The organism is Mesorhizobium sp. LSJC269B00 (assembly GCF_000502815.1).
Lineage (GTDB): Bacteria > Pseudomonadota > Alphaproteobacteria > Rhizobiales > Rhizobiaceae > Mesorhizobium.
In genome coordinates this window covers 875,268-889,891 of sequence record NZ_AYVN01000001.1, presented here as the reverse complement: position 1 = coordinate 889,891, position 14,624 = coordinate 875,268, and the positions used below count along the sequence as shown (strand labels likewise).

The following is a 14,624-nucleotide window of genomic DNA, read 5'->3' as shown; positions in this document are numbered from 1 at the left end:
TGGCTCCGGCGCAACCTTTCCTTAAAATCGATCATCCAGTGTTTTTTGCAGAAATGTGTTGCGCATGGGGTGGCATGCACAGTGATGCGGCGAGAGCGAAAAAGCCTGCGGGCTGACAGTCACGTGGCTTTGGTGCTTGCGGCCGGAGGGCTTTGCGCTGCCGTGGTCGCGCTCCTGCTGTCGCGGCTCGATGTCAGCGCCGAAGTGCTGAAGCTATGCCTGCAGATATCGGTGCCGGTCGCCGCCGTGGCGCTGATTCTCGCCGCCCTGTTCATTTACCGGATACTGGACGATCGCCGGCAGATCGCCGAAAGCGAGCAGCGTTTCCGCCGCGCCATGGAGGATTCGGCGATCGGCATCGCCATTGTCGGCCTCGACGGCCGCATCCACGAAACCAACCCGGCCTTCGCCGCCATGCTCGGCTACAGCAAGCAGGAGATCGAGGCGCTGACCTTCTTTCAGATCACCCATCCCGACGATGTGCAGATCGGCCGTGAGACGATGGACGGCATGCGGGCGGGCACCGTCAACTCCTTCCACTTCGAAAAGCGCTACCTCAGGAAGGACGGCACGCCGGTATGGGCCCATCTTGCCGGTTCCGTCATTCGCGACGAGAAGAGCGGGAGCCCGCTCTACCTGGTCTCGCAGATCGAGGATATCGACGCGCGCAAGCAATCCGAGGCGCGCATAGCCGAGGCCGAAACGCGCTGGAATTTTGCCCTGGCCAGCGCCGGACAAGGCGTCTGGGACCTCGACATGCGCAAGGGTGGCACCACCTACTCCGCCACCTGGGTGAAGATGCTGGGCTATGCCGATGGCGAGCTGGACGGCGACCCCGACCGCTGGCTGGCGATGATCCACCCCGACGATCGCGAAAACGTGGCCGAAGCCGATCGTGCCCATCTGGAGGGCAGGACACCGTTCTTCGAAGCCGAGTTCCGGATGCGCCACAAGGATGGCCACTGGGTCTGGATCCTTGATCGCGGCAAGACGCTCGAACGCGACAAGGACGGAAGGTTGGTCAGGGCCATCGGCAGCCTGACCGACATCACCCAGCGCAAGCAAACCGAGGAAAGCCTCATCGTATCGGCGGCAATGCTGGCCGACGAGAAGGAGCGGCTGAGGGTGACGCTGCAGTCGATCGGCGACGCCGTCATCTGCACCGATGCCGCAAACCGCATCACCTTCATGAACCCTGTCGCCGAAAAGCTCACCGGCGTTGTTGGCGCGGAGGCGCTCGGCAAGACGCTTGGCCATGTCTACTGGGCAGTGGACGAAGAAACCGGGCAAAGGATCGGCATGACGCGGCCGGCGCTCGGCAGCGCCAGCCCTGCCGACCAGAACAGTCGCGCCGTCCTCATCCGTCGCGACGACACGCGCTGCAGCATCCGCCAGGTGGTGTCGCCGATCATGAACGACCGCCAGGAGTTCTGCGGCCTGGTCATCGTCTTCCAGGACTTCACAGATGCGCGCGCCTTGCAGCGCCAACTCGCCTATGCCGCCGCGCATGATGCGCTGACCGGCCTTGCCAACCGTTCGAGCTTTATCCGCACCATGGAGGAACTGGTCGACCGGAGCCGCAAGGCCGGCACGGCCAGGCCGGCGGGCGAGCATCATTTCATGTTCATCGATCTCGATCATTTCAAGCTGGTCAACGACACTGGCGGCCACGCCGCCGGCGACGCCTTGCTGAAGCGGGTTGCCGAGGCCATTCGCGGTGCGCTTGGGCCGGAGGATATCGTGGCTCGCCTCGGCGGCGACGAATTCGCGGTCGTCCTGAAAGCCGGCTCGAGCGCCGGCGCCAGGATTGCCGCGCGCTCGATCATTGAAGCGATCCGCGCCCTGCAGTTCACCTGGGACGGCCGGCCGCATGCGATAGACGCCAGCATCGGGCTGGCGCCGATCCACAGCAACAGCGGTGAAGTCGACGAGATCATCGCCCGGGCCGATGCTGCCTGCTATGCGGCCAAGGCCGCCGGCCGCGGCTGTGTTTCCGTGGCGCCTGACGATACCGGGTCAAGAGGCCAAGCAGAGCCGCCGCTTGCAGCGGCGTCCTGAGGTAGCACGGAACTTTCGGTCTGGTGGTTAGCGCGTCGGAACCGGATGCTCGCCGCGATAATCGTAGAAGCCGCGCCCGGTCTTGCGGCCGAGCCAGCCGGCCTCGACATATTTCACCAGCAGCGGGCAGGGGCGATATTTCGAATCCGACAGGCCGTCATGCAGCACCTGCATGATCGACAGGCAGGTGTCGAGGCCGATGAAATCGGCGAGCTGCAGCGGTCCCATCGGATGGTTGGCGCCGAGCCGCATGGCGGTGTCGATGGCATCGACCGAGCCGACCCCCTCATAGAGCGTGTAGATCGCCTCGTTGATCATCGGCAATAGAATGCGGTTGACGATGAAGGCCGGAAAATCTTCAGAGACGGTGATCGTCTTGTCGAGCTGTTTCACATAGGCCTTGGCCGCTTCGAAGGTCTGATCCTCGGTAGCGATGCCGCGCACCAGTTCGACCAGCTTCATCAGCGGCACGGGGTTCATGAAATGTATGCCGATGAAACGCTCGGGACGGTCGGTCTGCGCCGCAAGCCGGGTGATCGAAATCGACGAGGTGTTGGTCGCCAGAATGGCTTCCGGGTTGAGCTGGGGACAGAGCTGCGCGTAAATCTTGCGCTTGACCGTCTCGTCCTCGGTCGCCGCCTCGATAACCAGATCGGCACCGGCGAGATCAGCCATGGTGGGGGCTGCGGAAATGCGCGCCATCGCTTCGTTACGCAGCTTTTCCTCAAGCTTGCCGGAGCCGACCTGACGGGCCATGTTGCCGCTGACCGTGGCAATGCCCTTCTCGATACGGTCGGGCGAGACGTCGTAGATCAGCACCTTGAAACCCGAAAGTGCTGATACATGCGCGATGCCGCCGCCCATCTGGCCGGCGCCGATGATGCCGATCGTCTCGATCTTGGCCATTTGCAGCGATCCCGTCGAAAAGGCCTTGCGGCCTGCTTTTTGTGCAGTGCAAACTAAAAGGGTGGGGTAGCTTCGTCTACCCCACCCTTTCACAATTTAATACGCTTTGGCAGAGAGCGTCAAAGCGCCTTTTGCAGTTCCGGCAGGATGACGAACAGGTCGCCGACGAGGCCATAATCGGCAACCTGGAAGATCGGCGCCTCCTCGTCCTTGTTGATGGCGACGATGACCTTCGAATCCTTCATGCCGGCAAGGTGCTGGATGGCGCCGGAAATGCCGACGGCAATATAGAGGTCCGGCGCCACGACCTTGCCGGTTTGGCCGACCTGCCAGTCATTCGGGGCGTAGCCGGCGTCGACGGCAGCGCGCGAGGCGCCGACGGCTGCACCGAGCTTGTCGGCGACCGGCAGAATGACTTCCTGGAACTTTTCCGAGGAGCCGAGCGCGCGGCCGCCCGAAATGATGATCTTGGCCGAGGTCAGCTCCGGACGGTCGGTCTCCGACAGCCTGTTCTCGACGAAGGTGGACAGGCCCGGATTGGACGCTGCCTGGATCGTCTCGACCGCGGCCGAACCGCCTTCGGGCGCGCCCTGGAAGGAAGCGGTCCGCACGGTGATCACCTTCTTGGCGTCGCTCGACTGCACCGTCTGGATGGCGTTGCCGGCATAGATCGGACGCTTGAAGGTATCGGGCGAAATCACTTCGATGATTTCCGACACCTGCGCGACATCGAGCAGGGCCGCCACGCGCGGCGCGACATTCTTGCCCGACGAGGTCGCCGGCGCGATTATGGTGTCGTAGGCGCCGGCCAGCGAGACAACGAGTGCGGCGAGCGGTTCGGCGAGGCGCTCGGCCAGTTCGTCGGCCTCGGCCAGCAGCACCTTGCTCACGCCCTCGAGCTTGGCGGCGGCGTCGGCCGCGCCCTTGGCGCCTTTGCCGGCGACCAGCACATGCACGTCCGAACCGATCTGCAGCGCCGCCGAGAGCGCCTTGGCGGTCTGGTCGGAAAGAGTTGCGTTGTCGTGTTCTGCGATGAGGAGAATGGTCATTTTATCTGTTCCTTCCAGTCTCAGAGCACGCCGGCTTCGTTCTTCAGCTTGTCGACCAGTTCGGCGACGCTCTTGACCTTCACGCCCGCCTTGCGGCCGCTGGGCTCCTCGGTCTTGAGCACCTTCAGGCGCGGCTTGACGTCGGCGCCGTAATCGGCCGGGCTCTTTTCGTCGAGCGGCTTCTTCTTGGCCTTCATGATGTTGGGCAGCGAGGCATAGCGCGGCTGGTTGAGGCGAAGATCGGCGGTGATGATCGCCGGCATCTTCAGTTCCACCGTCTGCAGGCCGCCGTCGACTTCGCGCGTCACCTTGGCCTTGTCGCCGTCGATCACGACCTTGGAGGCGAAAGTGCCCTGTGCCCAGCCGAGCAGGGCGGCCAGCATCTGGCCGGTCTGGTTCGAGTCATCATCGATCGCCTGCTTGCCGAGGATCACGAGACCGGGCTGTTCGGCGTCAACGACGCCCTTCAGCACCTTGGCGACGCCGAGCGGCTCGGTCTGCTCGTCGGTCTTGACCAGGATGGCGCGGTCGGCGCCCATGGCGAGCGCGGTGCGGAGCGTTTCCTGCGCCTGCTGCGGGCCGACCGAAACGACGATGATCTCTTCGGCCTTGCCGGCTTCCTTCAGCCGGAGCGCCTCTTCCACCGCGATCTCGTCGAACGGGTTCATCGCCATCTTGACGTTGGCGAGTTCCACCGCCGAACCATCGGCCTTGACGCGAACCTTGACGTTCGCATCCACAACCCGCTTCACGGGCACAAGGATCTTCATTGTCTGTCACCTCTCCTGAGATATCCGGGCGCGCTATAGCAGCGTGCGCCTCCGCAGAGTTGTCGAAAGCCGACATTCCTGACTGAATTCCGGCCAAACGGAATCCTGGCCGGACGAATTCTGGTCTTCTGCCGCCTAGCGGTGGCGCTCTCCGTAGTTGTGGCGACGCAACACGTCAATATGCCACGGCAGCGGCCAAACCACCCAAATCGGTTCACTTGTGACCGGAAGCGCCACCCCGGCCCCAACGCGTCTCAGGTTGCACGGGAGCGGGACCGGCTGGCGCCGGCCCAGTAGAAGCGGCTGGCTGATCGGCGGGTTGCGGCTCGCCGTCGCCACCGGCGAGCAGCGGCACGCCGCGGCTGCGCATAATGAGCACCAGCACGCCACCGGCAATGATGCCGCCAATATGGCAGGCCCAGGATATCTGGTTTTCGCCGCCGGCGGCAAACATCACCACCTGGAAGCCGATCCACAGGATCAGCGGGATGAAGGCCGGGATACGCAGCGGAATCCGGGCAAAGACCAGCACCCACACTTTCACCCGGGGGTAGAGGACCAGATAGGCGGCGACGACGCCGGCAATGGCGCCGGAGGCACCGATCAGCGGAACCTCCGAACTCCAGGCGACGAGCCCCTGGAAGAAGGCGCCGGCGATGGCGCAAAGCAGGTAGAAGATGAGGTAGCGGATGTGGCCGAGTGCGTCCTCGACATTATCGCCGAACACCCACAGGAACAGCATGTTGCCGCCGAGATGAAAGATATCGGCATGCAGGAAGGCATAGGTAAGGTAACTCAGGCTCTCGGGAATGACGACGAATTGGGGCGAGAGTTCTGCCGTGTCGTGGACAACCGAAGGAATGAAGCCGAAGCCGAGCACGGCTGCGTTGTTGAAATTTTCGCCGCCGATCGTGGTGATGAGAAACACAAGCGCGTTGACCGCGATCAGGCCGATCGTCACATATTGCAGCCGGATGTGGCGCAACCTGTTGGAGTCGTAAAGCGGGATGAACATGCCCCAAGCCCTTTCCCGCCTTCGAAAATTCAGCGGTTCTTGCCGGGCACCCATAACACGTCGGCATTTCCGTTGTCATTGACCGCACGAGCGGCGACGAACAGAAAGTCCGAGACGCGGTTTATGTATTTCAGCCCCTCGCGATTGACATGTTCGGCCGGGTCCTGCGCCAGCGCCACCATGATCCGCTCGGCCCGTCGCGCCACGGTGCGGGCAAGATGAAGTGCTGCCGCCGCCGGCGTGCCGCCATTGAGCACGAAGGATTTGAGCGGCTGCAGATCCTTGTTGAGAAGGTCGATATCCTTTTCGACGCGGTCGGTCTGCGAGGCGATGATGCGCAGCGGCTCGTAGCCCAGCGGCTTGCCGTCGTCGGGCACGGCGAGATCGGCGCCGAGGTCGAACAAATCGTTCTGGATGCGGGACAGCATGGCGTCGATGGCGGGATAACTTGCCGCTGTGTGCAGGCGGGCGATACCGATGCAGGCATTGGCTTCATCGACGGTGCCGTAGGCATCGACGCGCAGGTCGGATTTCAGCCTGCGTTCACCGGTGCCGAGGCCAGTGGTGCCGTCATCGCCGGTGCGGGTGTAGATCTTGTTGAGCTTGACCACGTCGCCTCCCGAACGGCCGTCACTTGCGGGTGAAATACACCACCAGCAGGATCAGTGCCAACGCCAGCGCCTGCAGCAGCACGCGTGCCTGCATCAGCTTGTTCGAGCTCACACCGGAGCCGCCGCGCATCATGTTGATGAGGCCGCGGACAAGCACGATCACCACGGCGACCATCACGAGGACGAGGAGGACTTTGATGACGGTTGCCATGATCTGTTCCCAGTTCTGTTGCGATCAGGCGCGTCCGGCCAGAACGCGGTAGAGCATCGATGCCGGCAGGATGCGCTTGAGCATCACGCCAATCCTGGCCGGCACTGTTACCACATAGTGCGGGCGCGGGCGCCGCGACAGAAGTGCATGGCGCAAGGCCGCATAGACCACCTCCGGCCCCTTTTTCAGCCGTGATGAGCTGCCGCCGGCCCGAAGCCGCGCCAGCTGCGCGGCATAGGCGACGTGGTGGACGGAATTCTCGTGGTCGATGTTTTTCAGGAACCAGAACAGCCCGTTGCTGGCCATTTTCGAGGTCACCGGCCCCGGTTCGATCAGCGAGACATGGATGCCGCTGCCCCTGAGTTCCTGCTGCATGCACAGCATCAGGCCTTCGAGCGCGTGCTTGGAGGCTGAGTAGGCGCCGCGAAAAGGCACCGGCGCTAGCCCAAGGATCGAGGAACAATGAACGAGGCGGCCATGTCCCTGGCGACGCATTACCGGTACGATGCGTCGGGTGAGGTCGTGCCAGCCGAAGAAATTGGCCTCGAACTGCTCGCGCAATGCCGCAACCGGCAGGTCTTCCACGGCGCCGGGCTGTGCATGGGCGCCGTTGTTGAACAGGGCGTCGAGGCGTCCGCCTGTCCGCTCCAGCACCGATGCCGCAAGTGCTGCGATGGAATCCGGCTCACGGTAGTCGAGATAAAAGGCCTCGATGCCGTCGGCTTCAAGTGCGGCTATGTCATCCGGCTTGCGCGCCGTTGCAAACACGCGCCAGCCATCCGCCTTCAGCGCACGGGCGCAGTGGGCGCCTATCCCGGACGAGGCGCCGGTGACGATGATGGTGCGCAACTCTTTGGCAGGCGGCATCGTGGTTTGAGCAAGGGTTGCCATTTGCCACAATCCCTTCCCATATTCGCGGCGTCGAGACAATCGAAGGGAACGCGGCTCTTGATGCGGAATATCGTCGTGCTGCGCCGCGTGCTCTATGACGCGCTTGGCCATTTCAACACCGATGACGGCTGGGCCATGGCCAGCCATCTGGCGATCACTTCGCTGATGGCGCTGTTCCCGTTCCTGATCTTCGCCACCACGCTGGCGAGCTTCCTCGGTGCGCAGGCGTTCGCCGATACTGCCGTGCACCTGGTCTTCGACACCTGGCCCGAACAGATCGCCAAGCCTATCGCGCGCGAGGTGCTCAACGTGCTGACCGTGCGGCGCACCGATCTTTTGACCTACGGCGTGCTTCTGGCGGCCTATTTCGCCTCCAACGGCATCGAGGCGCTGCGCACCTCGCTCAACCGCGCCTACCGCGTCGCCGAAACGCGCGGCATCATCTACCGCCGGGTGCAGAGCATTTTCTTCGTGCTGATCGCGACGGCCGGTTTCCTGGCGATCAGCGTGCTCCTGGTCTTTGCGCCTTTGCTGGCGCGGCTGGCGGAAGCTCATTTCGAGTGGATCAAACCCTATACGGGCACGATCACGCTGTGGCGCTACGTCATCGCCTCAACCGTCATCATTGGTGGCTTGTTTGCCGTCCACTACTGGCTGCCGGCGGGCAAGCGCCGCTTTGTCTCGCTGGTGCCTGGCATCATCTTCACTCTGGCTGCGTGGCTTGTCGGCTCGACGATGTTCGCGACCTACCTCGACCATTTCTCGTCCTATGTGACGACCTATGCCGGCCTCGCCTCGATCATGATCGCCGTGGTTTTCCTCTATATGCTGTCGGCGATCTTCATCCTCGGCGGCGAACTCAATGCGGCGATCAGCCGCTTTCTCGAAGCGCGCGCACGGGTCGGCAGCTAGGTTTTGGCTGGCCGAGCCGTGGCCAGCCCGACGCCGAGCGTCGCGATTGCCATGCCGACGATCTGCACGAGGCTGAGCTGTTCGCCGAACAGCGCCCAGGCGATGACAGCGGTGACGGCCGGCACCAGGTAGAACAGCGACGCGACCTTCGACATCTCGCCGTCGCGGATCATCACCATCAGCAGGAAGATGGCGCCGATCGACAGCACCAGGACCAGCCAGGCCATGGCGAAGATCAGTTCGCCGTTGATGATCACCGTGTGGGTCTCCAGTGCCAGCGAAGCCAGGATCATCAGCGAGCCGCCGCCGATATATTGCCACATCGTCGCCGCCACCAGGTCGCCACCCGAGGCATAGCGCTTCTGCCAGATGGTCCCGGCGCTCATGCCCAGCACCGAGACCAGCGACGCCGTCAGGGTTTCGGGCGTAACGCCGCCGCCGAGAGCGCCGAGCTTCGGCCACAGCACGATGATCACTCCCACAAGGCCGACGGCAAGGCCGGCCCAGTGGCGCGGCAGGATGTCCTCGCCGAGGAACCGGCCGGCAAGCACGGCGGTGATCAGCGGTTGCAGGCCGACGATCAGCGCCGAAAGCCCGGCGGGCATGCCCCTGTGGATCGCCCAGAACACGGCGCCGAGATAGATGCCATGCATGAGGATGCCGGCGACCGTGGCGTGAAGCGCTTCTGCCCTTGTGGCTCGCTTCGAGCCAAGCACGAGCATCAGCCCGGCAAGCAGCAAGGCGGCGATGACAAAGCGGGCCGCCAGAAAGGTGAAGGGCTCCGCCCAGGGCATGGCGTAGCGCGCGCCGATGAAACCTGTCGCCCACAGGACGACAAACGAGGCGGGGATGAACCGCTTGAGACTGTGCATTTTCGGGGAAGCCGTTTCCGGTGGAGAGGTCCGATTCGGTGAAGAGACAAATACGGCAATTGCTCTAATGCGGTTCAATCCGGCAAGCAAAGCGAAACAATTGGTACATAAGCTCATCCTGATGTAGGAGGTGGCCGAATTCAAAGGGCGGCGTCAGGGCAATCGACTTCTGTCGATGGATCCGGCGACATGGCGTTTTGGCTTCGACAGGGAGCGCGCATGCTGTTGCATCTCGACACAAGCTGGCTTTTGATGACGGTGGCCAGTGTGGCCGTGTTCGGCTTCTTCTTCGGTTCAGCGCTCGACGCCATCATGCAGGAGGACGGTTTTGGGTCGACCGGCAACACATTGCTGTTCACGCTCGGCTTTTTCGCCGCGGTCATGGCCGCGAACGAACATGGCATCGTCCTGAGAGATCTGAAGCTCGCGGTTGCCTGGGGACTGGGCGGCGCCTTCGCGTTTATAGGCGCGTTGGCGCTGCTCAAGGCGGGGCTGGCCCGGCTTTAGTCAGAGCCCGACCAGCCGCCTGACATCGTCCGGCAACATGCCTGCCGGCCTCAGCGCGGCAAGGCCGGTATCAGCAAAACTCTTCGACAGTTTGCGCCCATCCGGTCCGAGTATGAGACGGTGGTGGAAATACTGCGGCTGGCCGAGGCCGAGCAGTTCCTGCAGCAGGCGCTGGATGCCGGTCGCGGAATAAAGGTCGCGGCCACGCACGACATGGCTGACGCCTTGCAGAGCGTCGTCAACGACCACGGCCAGGTGATAGCTGGTCGGGATGTCGCGGCGCGCCAGAATGACGTCGCCCCAGTCCTGCGGACGCGCCTCGACTCGCTGCGTCGCCGAAAGCGTCTCGTTGGTGAATTCGCGCCAGGACAAATCCGTGCCGACGCGCGCCAGCGCTGCATCAATGTCGAGGCGCCAGGCGAAGGGCGCATTTTCGGCGATGCGGCGGTTGCGTTCGCTGACCGGCAGCGCCTTGTCGGCGGCGGGATAAAGCGGCACGCCGTCCGGGTCGCGCGGCCAGCCGCGGCCGCGCTTTTCGCTGTCGGCGATGAAGGCCCTGATCTCGCCACGGCTCATAAAGGCAGGGTAGACGAGTTCTTCGCGGACCAGCCGGTCGAGCACGGCCTGATAGTCGGAGAAATGCTCGGCCTGGCGCCGCACCGGCTGTTCCCATTCGAGACCTAACCATTCGAGGTCGCGAAAGATGCCGGCCTCGAATTCAGGCGTGCAGCGGATCGTGTCGATGTCCTCGATGCGCAGCAGCAGGCGGCCGCCGGCCGCACGCGCCAGTTGCTGGTTGAGCAGTGCCGAATAGGCATGGCCGAGATGCAGTTCGCCATTCGGGCTCGGCGCGAAGCGGAATGTCAGGAGCGTCATCTCACAAGCGGCAATCGGGTTGTGCAGCGGTTTTGCCAATTGCTACCGTGAGGTCGGTTCAGGAACAAGAAAACATGCAACGCATCGCGACACTGGACGATATTGCGCGCGGGCTGGATGCGCTTTGCGCAATCGATCCGCGCCTGGAAAAGGTGCGCGGCATGGCCGGCGAGGTGCCGCTGCGGCTGTCGGAGCCCGGCTTTCGAAGCCTGGCCTCCATTATCGTTTCGCAACAAGTATCCCGTGCGAGCGCCGATGCCATTTTCGGCCGGCTGGTGAAACTGGTCGATCCGCTAACGCCGCAGGCGATCCTTGCCGCCGGCGAGGACATGTTTCGTGAGGCTGGGCTGTCGCGGCCGAAGCAGCGCGGTCTGATCGCGGTTGCGCAGGCCGTGGTTGAGGGGCTCGACCTGCATCACCTCTGTTCGCTCGACGCCGAAGAGGCGATCGCGGCTATGATCGCGGTGCCGGGCATCGGCCCGTGGACGGCGGAAGTCTATCTCCTGTTTGCCGCCGGCCACCCCGATATTTTCCCCGCGCGCGACGTCGCGCTGCAGAGCGCGGTTGGCCACGCGCTCGGCATAGAGCCGCGTCCGCCGGAGAAAACGCTGATCGCCCTGGCCGAATCATGGAGCCCGTGGCGAGGCGTCGCATCGCGGCTTTTCTGGTCCTATTATCGCGAAACCAGGGGCCGGGACGCAGCACCTCCGGCCTGAAACCGTAAAAAAGCATGAAAATCCTGCATTTTTGCCGCTTTTGGCTGATGACAATCCGCTTCACATCCCTGTCATGTCGGGCTTACAGTATCCGCGCCGATCGGTTCTAGAACGAGGAGGTCAACAAGGTGACGGTTGCCGTATCTCCGGATGGGCTTCCTGCGCTGGTGCTGAATGCGGATTACCGTCCGCTCAGCTATTACCCCTTGTCGCTCTGGTCCTGGCAGGACGCCATCAAGGCGGTGTTCCTCGACCGGGTCAACATCGTCGCCGAATACGAGCATGCGGTGTCTTCGCCGACCTTTTCGATGAAGCTGCCCAGCGTCGTCAGCCTGAAGGCCTATGTGAAGCCGTCGAGGCACCCGGCATTCACCCGCTTCAACGTGTTCCTGCGCGACCGCTTCCAGTGCCAGTATTGCGGCACGCCCGAGGATCTGACCTTCGACCACGTCATCCCGCGCCATCGCGGCGGGGCCACGACGTGGGAGAATGTCGTGGCCGCCTGTTCACCCTGCAATCTGAGGAAGGGCGGCATGATGCCGGCGCACGCCAAGATGTGGCCGCTGCAGAAGCCATACCAGCCGACCGTGCACGACCTGCACAACAATGGCCGGCTGTTCCCGCCCAACCATCTGCATGAAAGCTGGATGGATTATCTCTACTGGGATGTGGAGTTGGAGCCGTAGGGATTGGCGCGATCGGCCTTGCCAGGGCAATCGCCGATGTCAGGTGCTGCCCCTCATCCGGCTGCCGCCACCTTCTCCCCCTATAGTGACGGGGAAAAGGGAATTGGCTGCAACCTCGGCGCTCGTTCTGCAACGTTGAAAATTGGCGAAAGCATGGATGAAAGTGTCTTTCTCCCAGTCGCTATACGGGGAGAAATGCCCGGCAGGGCAATGAGGGGCGGCGCAACCGTTCAAGCCCAGCCGCAGAATGGGCGGTGCGAGTTCTGTTTCTCGCGTCGCTAGATCAGTCGCGCGCCAGCGCGCCGCGGAAGGCGACGGCGGCGAGGATGAAGCTGGCTATGGCGTTCCAGCCGGCCAGCGACAGGCCGAGGATACGAAGGGCTGCCTTGTCGCAGGATGGCGGCACGAATTTGTCGAGCGCGTCGAGCACGCCCTTGCCGCCGGTGTCGACCGGGCCGGCGCCGGCCGTGCAATCGGCCGGGCCCTGCCACCAGGCCCATTCGACGCCAGAATGATAGACGCCGAGATAGAGCCCGTAGAGCATCAGCAGGCCGCCGACGGCAAGCAGGCCGCGCGTCAGCCATGCGGGTGCGCTGAACATCGAGGCGATCACCGCCAGCAGCATCAGCGGGGCGCCGATATAATAGGGCGTGCGCTGCTCCAGGCACAGATGGCAGGGGATGTAGCCGCCTATGTGCTGGAAGGCGAGCGCGGAGCCGACCGTGGCGGCCATGGCGACGGCGAGAAACAAAGCGGTGCGCGTCCGCTGGCGTCCGGTATCGGCTGTCATCGTGGCTGTCATGTTTCGTCCGTTGAATTCGCCGTCCGCCGGCATAGTCCTGACCCACCGCCCGCCTTGGGCGGTCAGAAGGCGTATTTGACGACGATATAGAGCAAAATCAGGGCGGCGGCGCCGGCGCCGACGATCAATCCCAAACGCTTCTCGATGAATTCCTTGATCTCTTCGCCATAGCGGCGCAGCAGCCAGGCAAGAAGCAGGAAACGAGCGCCACGCGCCAGGATGGCGGAGACGATGAAGACGAAAAGATTGACGTGGAGGGCGCCTGCCAGAATGGTGACCACCTTGATCGGCGGCAGGTGGGCGGCACCCGATGTGACGAGCAGCACCAGCATCAGCCCGGTGCCGGCCGACTGCCACCTCTCGAACGCGTCAAGGCCGCCAAAGTGCTCCAGCATCGGCCGTGCTATCGTGTCGTAGGCATAGTAACCGATCAGCCAGCCGGCAATGCCGCCCAGCACGGACGCAACGGTGGCGGTCAGCGCGTACCGATAGGCGCGTTCGGGCCGCGCCAACGCCATGGGCAGGTACAAGACGTCGGCAGGTATGAAAAACACCGAGCTTTCGACGAAAGCGATGAAGGCCAGCCACCATTCGGCGGATTTGCGGGCCGCCAGCGACAAGGTCCAGTCGTAAAGTCCGCGAAGCATCGGCTCTCCTGGATGCAGGTTGCCACACGCAACGCGCTTTGATGCGCGTCTGTTTAGAAAGATTTCCCGCGCCGCACAATGGCAGGAGCTTCATGAAACAGAAAGGCGGGCTTTTGCCGCAAGCAGGGCACGGCGGCGCATTTGGCCAGTTGACGAACAGGCCTCCAACCGTATAGTCCGCGCCCATCCAGGCCTTTGGGCCTGAGCCCCTATGGCGGAATTGGTAGACGCGCTCGACTCAAAATCGAGTTCCGCAAGGAGTGCTGGTTCGATTCCGGCTAGGGGCACCATTTTTTATCTCACGCCAGTTCGCTTCGCTCACGGGCTCCGATGGGGCGGCCTGACCGGCCGACGGGCGGTCGCCCTTGCGAACCCTCCGGGTTCGAACAGTGCCTCGAACACAGAGCCAACCGCGGCTGCTGAGGATGACAGCGATAGCGCCAATCAGCGGCGGCCGGTAGCCAAGCTCTACGTGCTCTCAGGCCGCCGCACGGTGTTCTTCACGGGCAGCTTCCCACACTTCGCGGGCCGCGTCGGCGTTCATGACCGCGATCCCCAATCCCACCGCCAAATCGGGCCACGCGGAATGCCAGAGCAAGGCCGTGACCAACCCTGCGGCAATAATGGCGATGTTGGCCAAGGCGTCGTTGCGGGCCGACAGGAAGGCCGCCTTTGTGAGGCTGCCGCCACGATGCCGGTGCGCGGCCAGCATGTAGGCACAGGACAGGTTGACGGCGAGGGCGCCAAGTCCCGCCAAGGTCAAGGCGATGGGCTGCGGCGGCACCGGCACGTTGAACTTCTCCCAAGCCGTCCAGAGCGTTGCCAGACCCGGCATGAGAAGGATGAGCGCCAATGCCATCCCCACCCGCGCACGGGAGCGCACAGACCACCCAAGTGCGAGCAGGATAAGGAGGTTCACGGAAGCATCTTCAAGAAAGTCGATGCTGTCGGCGAACAGGGACACTGATCCAATGGCGAGCGCCACAGCGAACTCGATCCCGAAATAGGCAAGATTGAGAAGCGCGACGATGAGGACGATGCGGCGAAGGTTCATCTTCTGGCAGTATCCGAAACCAGTGTGTGGAGCTACAGCTT

Annotated in this window: 17 protein-coding genes and 1 tRNA gene; 6 read left to right on the top strand and 12 right to left on the bottom strand. The window is 63.3% G+C overall.

The annotated features are described in order from the left end of the window. Window positions 1-123: 123 nt before the first annotated feature. Entirely contained in the window at window positions 124-2,058 is a 1,935-nt protein-coding gene (locus X771_RS160600; protein WP_050587396.1) for a PAS domain S-box protein, read from the top strand. Window positions 2,059-2,085: 27 nt separating this feature from the next. On the opposite strand, the gene X771_RS160605 is transcribed toward X771_RS160600, so the two are convergent. From X771_RS160605 to X771_RS160635, 7 genes are all read right to left on the bottom strand, one after another. Next, on the bottom strand, window positions 2,086-2,964 hold the full coding sequence (locus tag X771_RS160605) for a 3-hydroxybutyryl-CoA dehydrogenase (RefSeq protein WP_023671668.1): 879 nt from the start codon (window positions 2,962-2,964) through the stop codon (window positions 2,086-2,088). A gap of 119 nt (window positions 2,965-3,083) precedes the next feature. Continuing rightward, entirely contained in the window at window positions 3,084-4,013 is a 930-nt protein-coding gene (locus tag X771_RS160610) for an electron transfer flavoprotein subunit alpha/FixB family protein (protein ID WP_023686692.1), read from the bottom strand. Between the two features lie 20 nt (window positions 4,014-4,033). Then, window positions 4,034-4,783, bottom strand: a complete 750-nt coding sequence (locus tag X771_RS160615) for an electron transfer flavoprotein subunit beta/FixA family protein (protein WP_023686691.1) — start codon at window positions 4,781-4,783, stop codon at window positions 4,034-4,036. Window positions 4,784-4,997: 214 nt separating this feature from the next. Next, window positions 4,998-5,798 (bottom strand): rhomboid family intramembrane serine protease, encoded by an 801-nt coding sequence (locus tag X771_RS160620; protein ID WP_023685321.1) that lies wholly within the window; start codon window positions 5,796-5,798, stop codon window positions 4,998-5,000. Between the two features lie 29 nt (window positions 5,799-5,827). Continuing rightward, window positions 5,828-6,409: a cob(I)yrinic acid a,c-diamide adenosyltransferase gene (locus X771_RS160625; protein ID WP_023671672.1), complete on the bottom strand. Its 582-nt coding sequence runs from the start codon at window positions 6,407-6,409 to the stop codon at window positions 5,828-5,830. Between the two features lie 19 nt (window positions 6,410-6,428). Further along, a complete protein-coding gene (locus tag X771_RS160630) occupies window positions 6,429-6,620 on the bottom strand; it encodes a twin transmembrane helix small protein (protein WP_023671673.1) in 192 nt (63 codons plus the stop codon). Window positions 6,621-6,644: 24 nt separating this feature from the next. After that, window positions 6,645-7,511, bottom strand: a complete 867-nt coding sequence (locus X771_RS160635; RefSeq protein WP_084566707.1) for an SDR family oxidoreductase — start codon at window positions 7,509-7,511, stop codon at window positions 6,645-6,647. A 60-nt stretch (window positions 7,512-7,571) separates the two neighbouring features. On the opposite strand from X771_RS160635, the gene X771_RS0133280 reads away from it, so the two are divergent. Next, the gene (locus X771_RS0133280; protein WP_023671675.1) at window positions 7,572-8,423 is read left to right on the top strand and encodes a YihY/virulence factor BrkB family protein; all 852 of its coding nucleotides are present in this window, start codon (window positions 7,572-7,574) and stop codon (window positions 8,421-8,423) included. On the opposite strand, the gene X771_RS0133275 is transcribed toward X771_RS0133280, so the two are convergent. Continuing rightward, window positions 8,420-9,295 carry a DMT family transporter gene (locus X771_RS0133275; RefSeq protein WP_031195766.1) on the bottom strand — a complete coding sequence of 292 codons (876 nt, stop codon included), beginning with the start codon at window positions 9,293-9,295 and terminating at the stop codon, window positions 8,420-8,422. The genes X771_RS0133280 and X771_RS0133275 overlap by 4 nt on opposite strands. A gap of 219 nt (window positions 9,296-9,514) precedes the next feature. On the opposite strand from X771_RS0133275, the gene X771_RS160640 reads away from it, so the two are divergent. Beyond that, window positions 9,515-9,802, top strand: coding sequence for a hypothetical protein (locus X771_RS160640; RefSeq protein ID WP_023671677.1), 288 nt, complete (start codon window positions 9,515-9,517; stop codon window positions 9,800-9,802). Here X771_RS160640 and gluQRS read toward each other — a convergent pair whose 3' ends face one another. Continuing rightward, the gene (gluQRS, locus tag X771_RS160645; RefSeq protein ID WP_023686689.1) at window positions 9,803-10,678 is read right to left on the bottom strand and encodes a tRNA glutamyl-Q(34) synthetase GluQRS; all 876 of its coding nucleotides are present in this window, start codon (window positions 10,676-10,678) and stop codon (window positions 9,803-9,805) included. Window positions 10,679-10,752: 74 nt separating this feature from the next. Between gluQRS and X771_RS160650 the strand changes: the two genes are divergently transcribed. Together X771_RS160650 and X771_RS160655 are read left to right on the top strand one after the other, a co-directional pair. Then, complete coding sequence (locus X771_RS160650) at window positions 10,753-11,394, top strand: DNA-3-methyladenine glycosylase (protein ID WP_023685318.1); 642 nt, start codon at window positions 10,753-10,755, stop codon at window positions 11,392-11,394. A gap of 128 nt (window positions 11,395-11,522) precedes the next feature. Beyond that, window positions 11,523-12,080, top strand: a complete 558-nt coding sequence (locus X771_RS160655; RefSeq protein WP_008874122.1) for an HNH endonuclease — start codon at window positions 11,523-11,525, stop codon at window positions 12,078-12,080. Window positions 12,081-12,363: 283 nt separating this feature from the next. Here X771_RS160655 and X771_RS160660 read toward each other — a convergent pair whose 3' ends face one another. Beyond that, complete coding sequence (locus X771_RS160660; RefSeq protein WP_023686688.1) at window positions 12,364-12,882, bottom strand: disulfide bond formation protein B; 519 nt, start codon at window positions 12,880-12,882, stop codon at window positions 12,364-12,366. 62 nt (window positions 12,883-12,944) lie between these two features. Then, entirely contained in the window at window positions 12,945-13,529 is a 585-nt protein-coding gene (locus tag X771_RS160665; protein WP_023673756.1) for a YqaA family protein, read from the bottom strand. Between the two features lie 205 nt (window positions 13,530-13,734). Here X771_RS160665 and X771_RS160670 point away from each other — a divergent pair. Beyond that, window positions 13,735-13,819 (top strand) — tRNA-Leu (locus X771_RS160670). A 188-nt stretch (window positions 13,820-14,007) separates the two neighbouring features. On the opposite strand, the gene X771_RS160675 is transcribed toward X771_RS160670, so the two are convergent. Continuing rightward, window positions 14,008-14,583, bottom strand: a complete 576-nt coding sequence (locus tag X771_RS160675; RefSeq protein ID WP_023673757.1) for a cation transporter — start codon at window positions 14,581-14,583, stop codon at window positions 14,008-14,010. Window positions 14,584-14,624 lie beyond the last annotated feature (41 nt).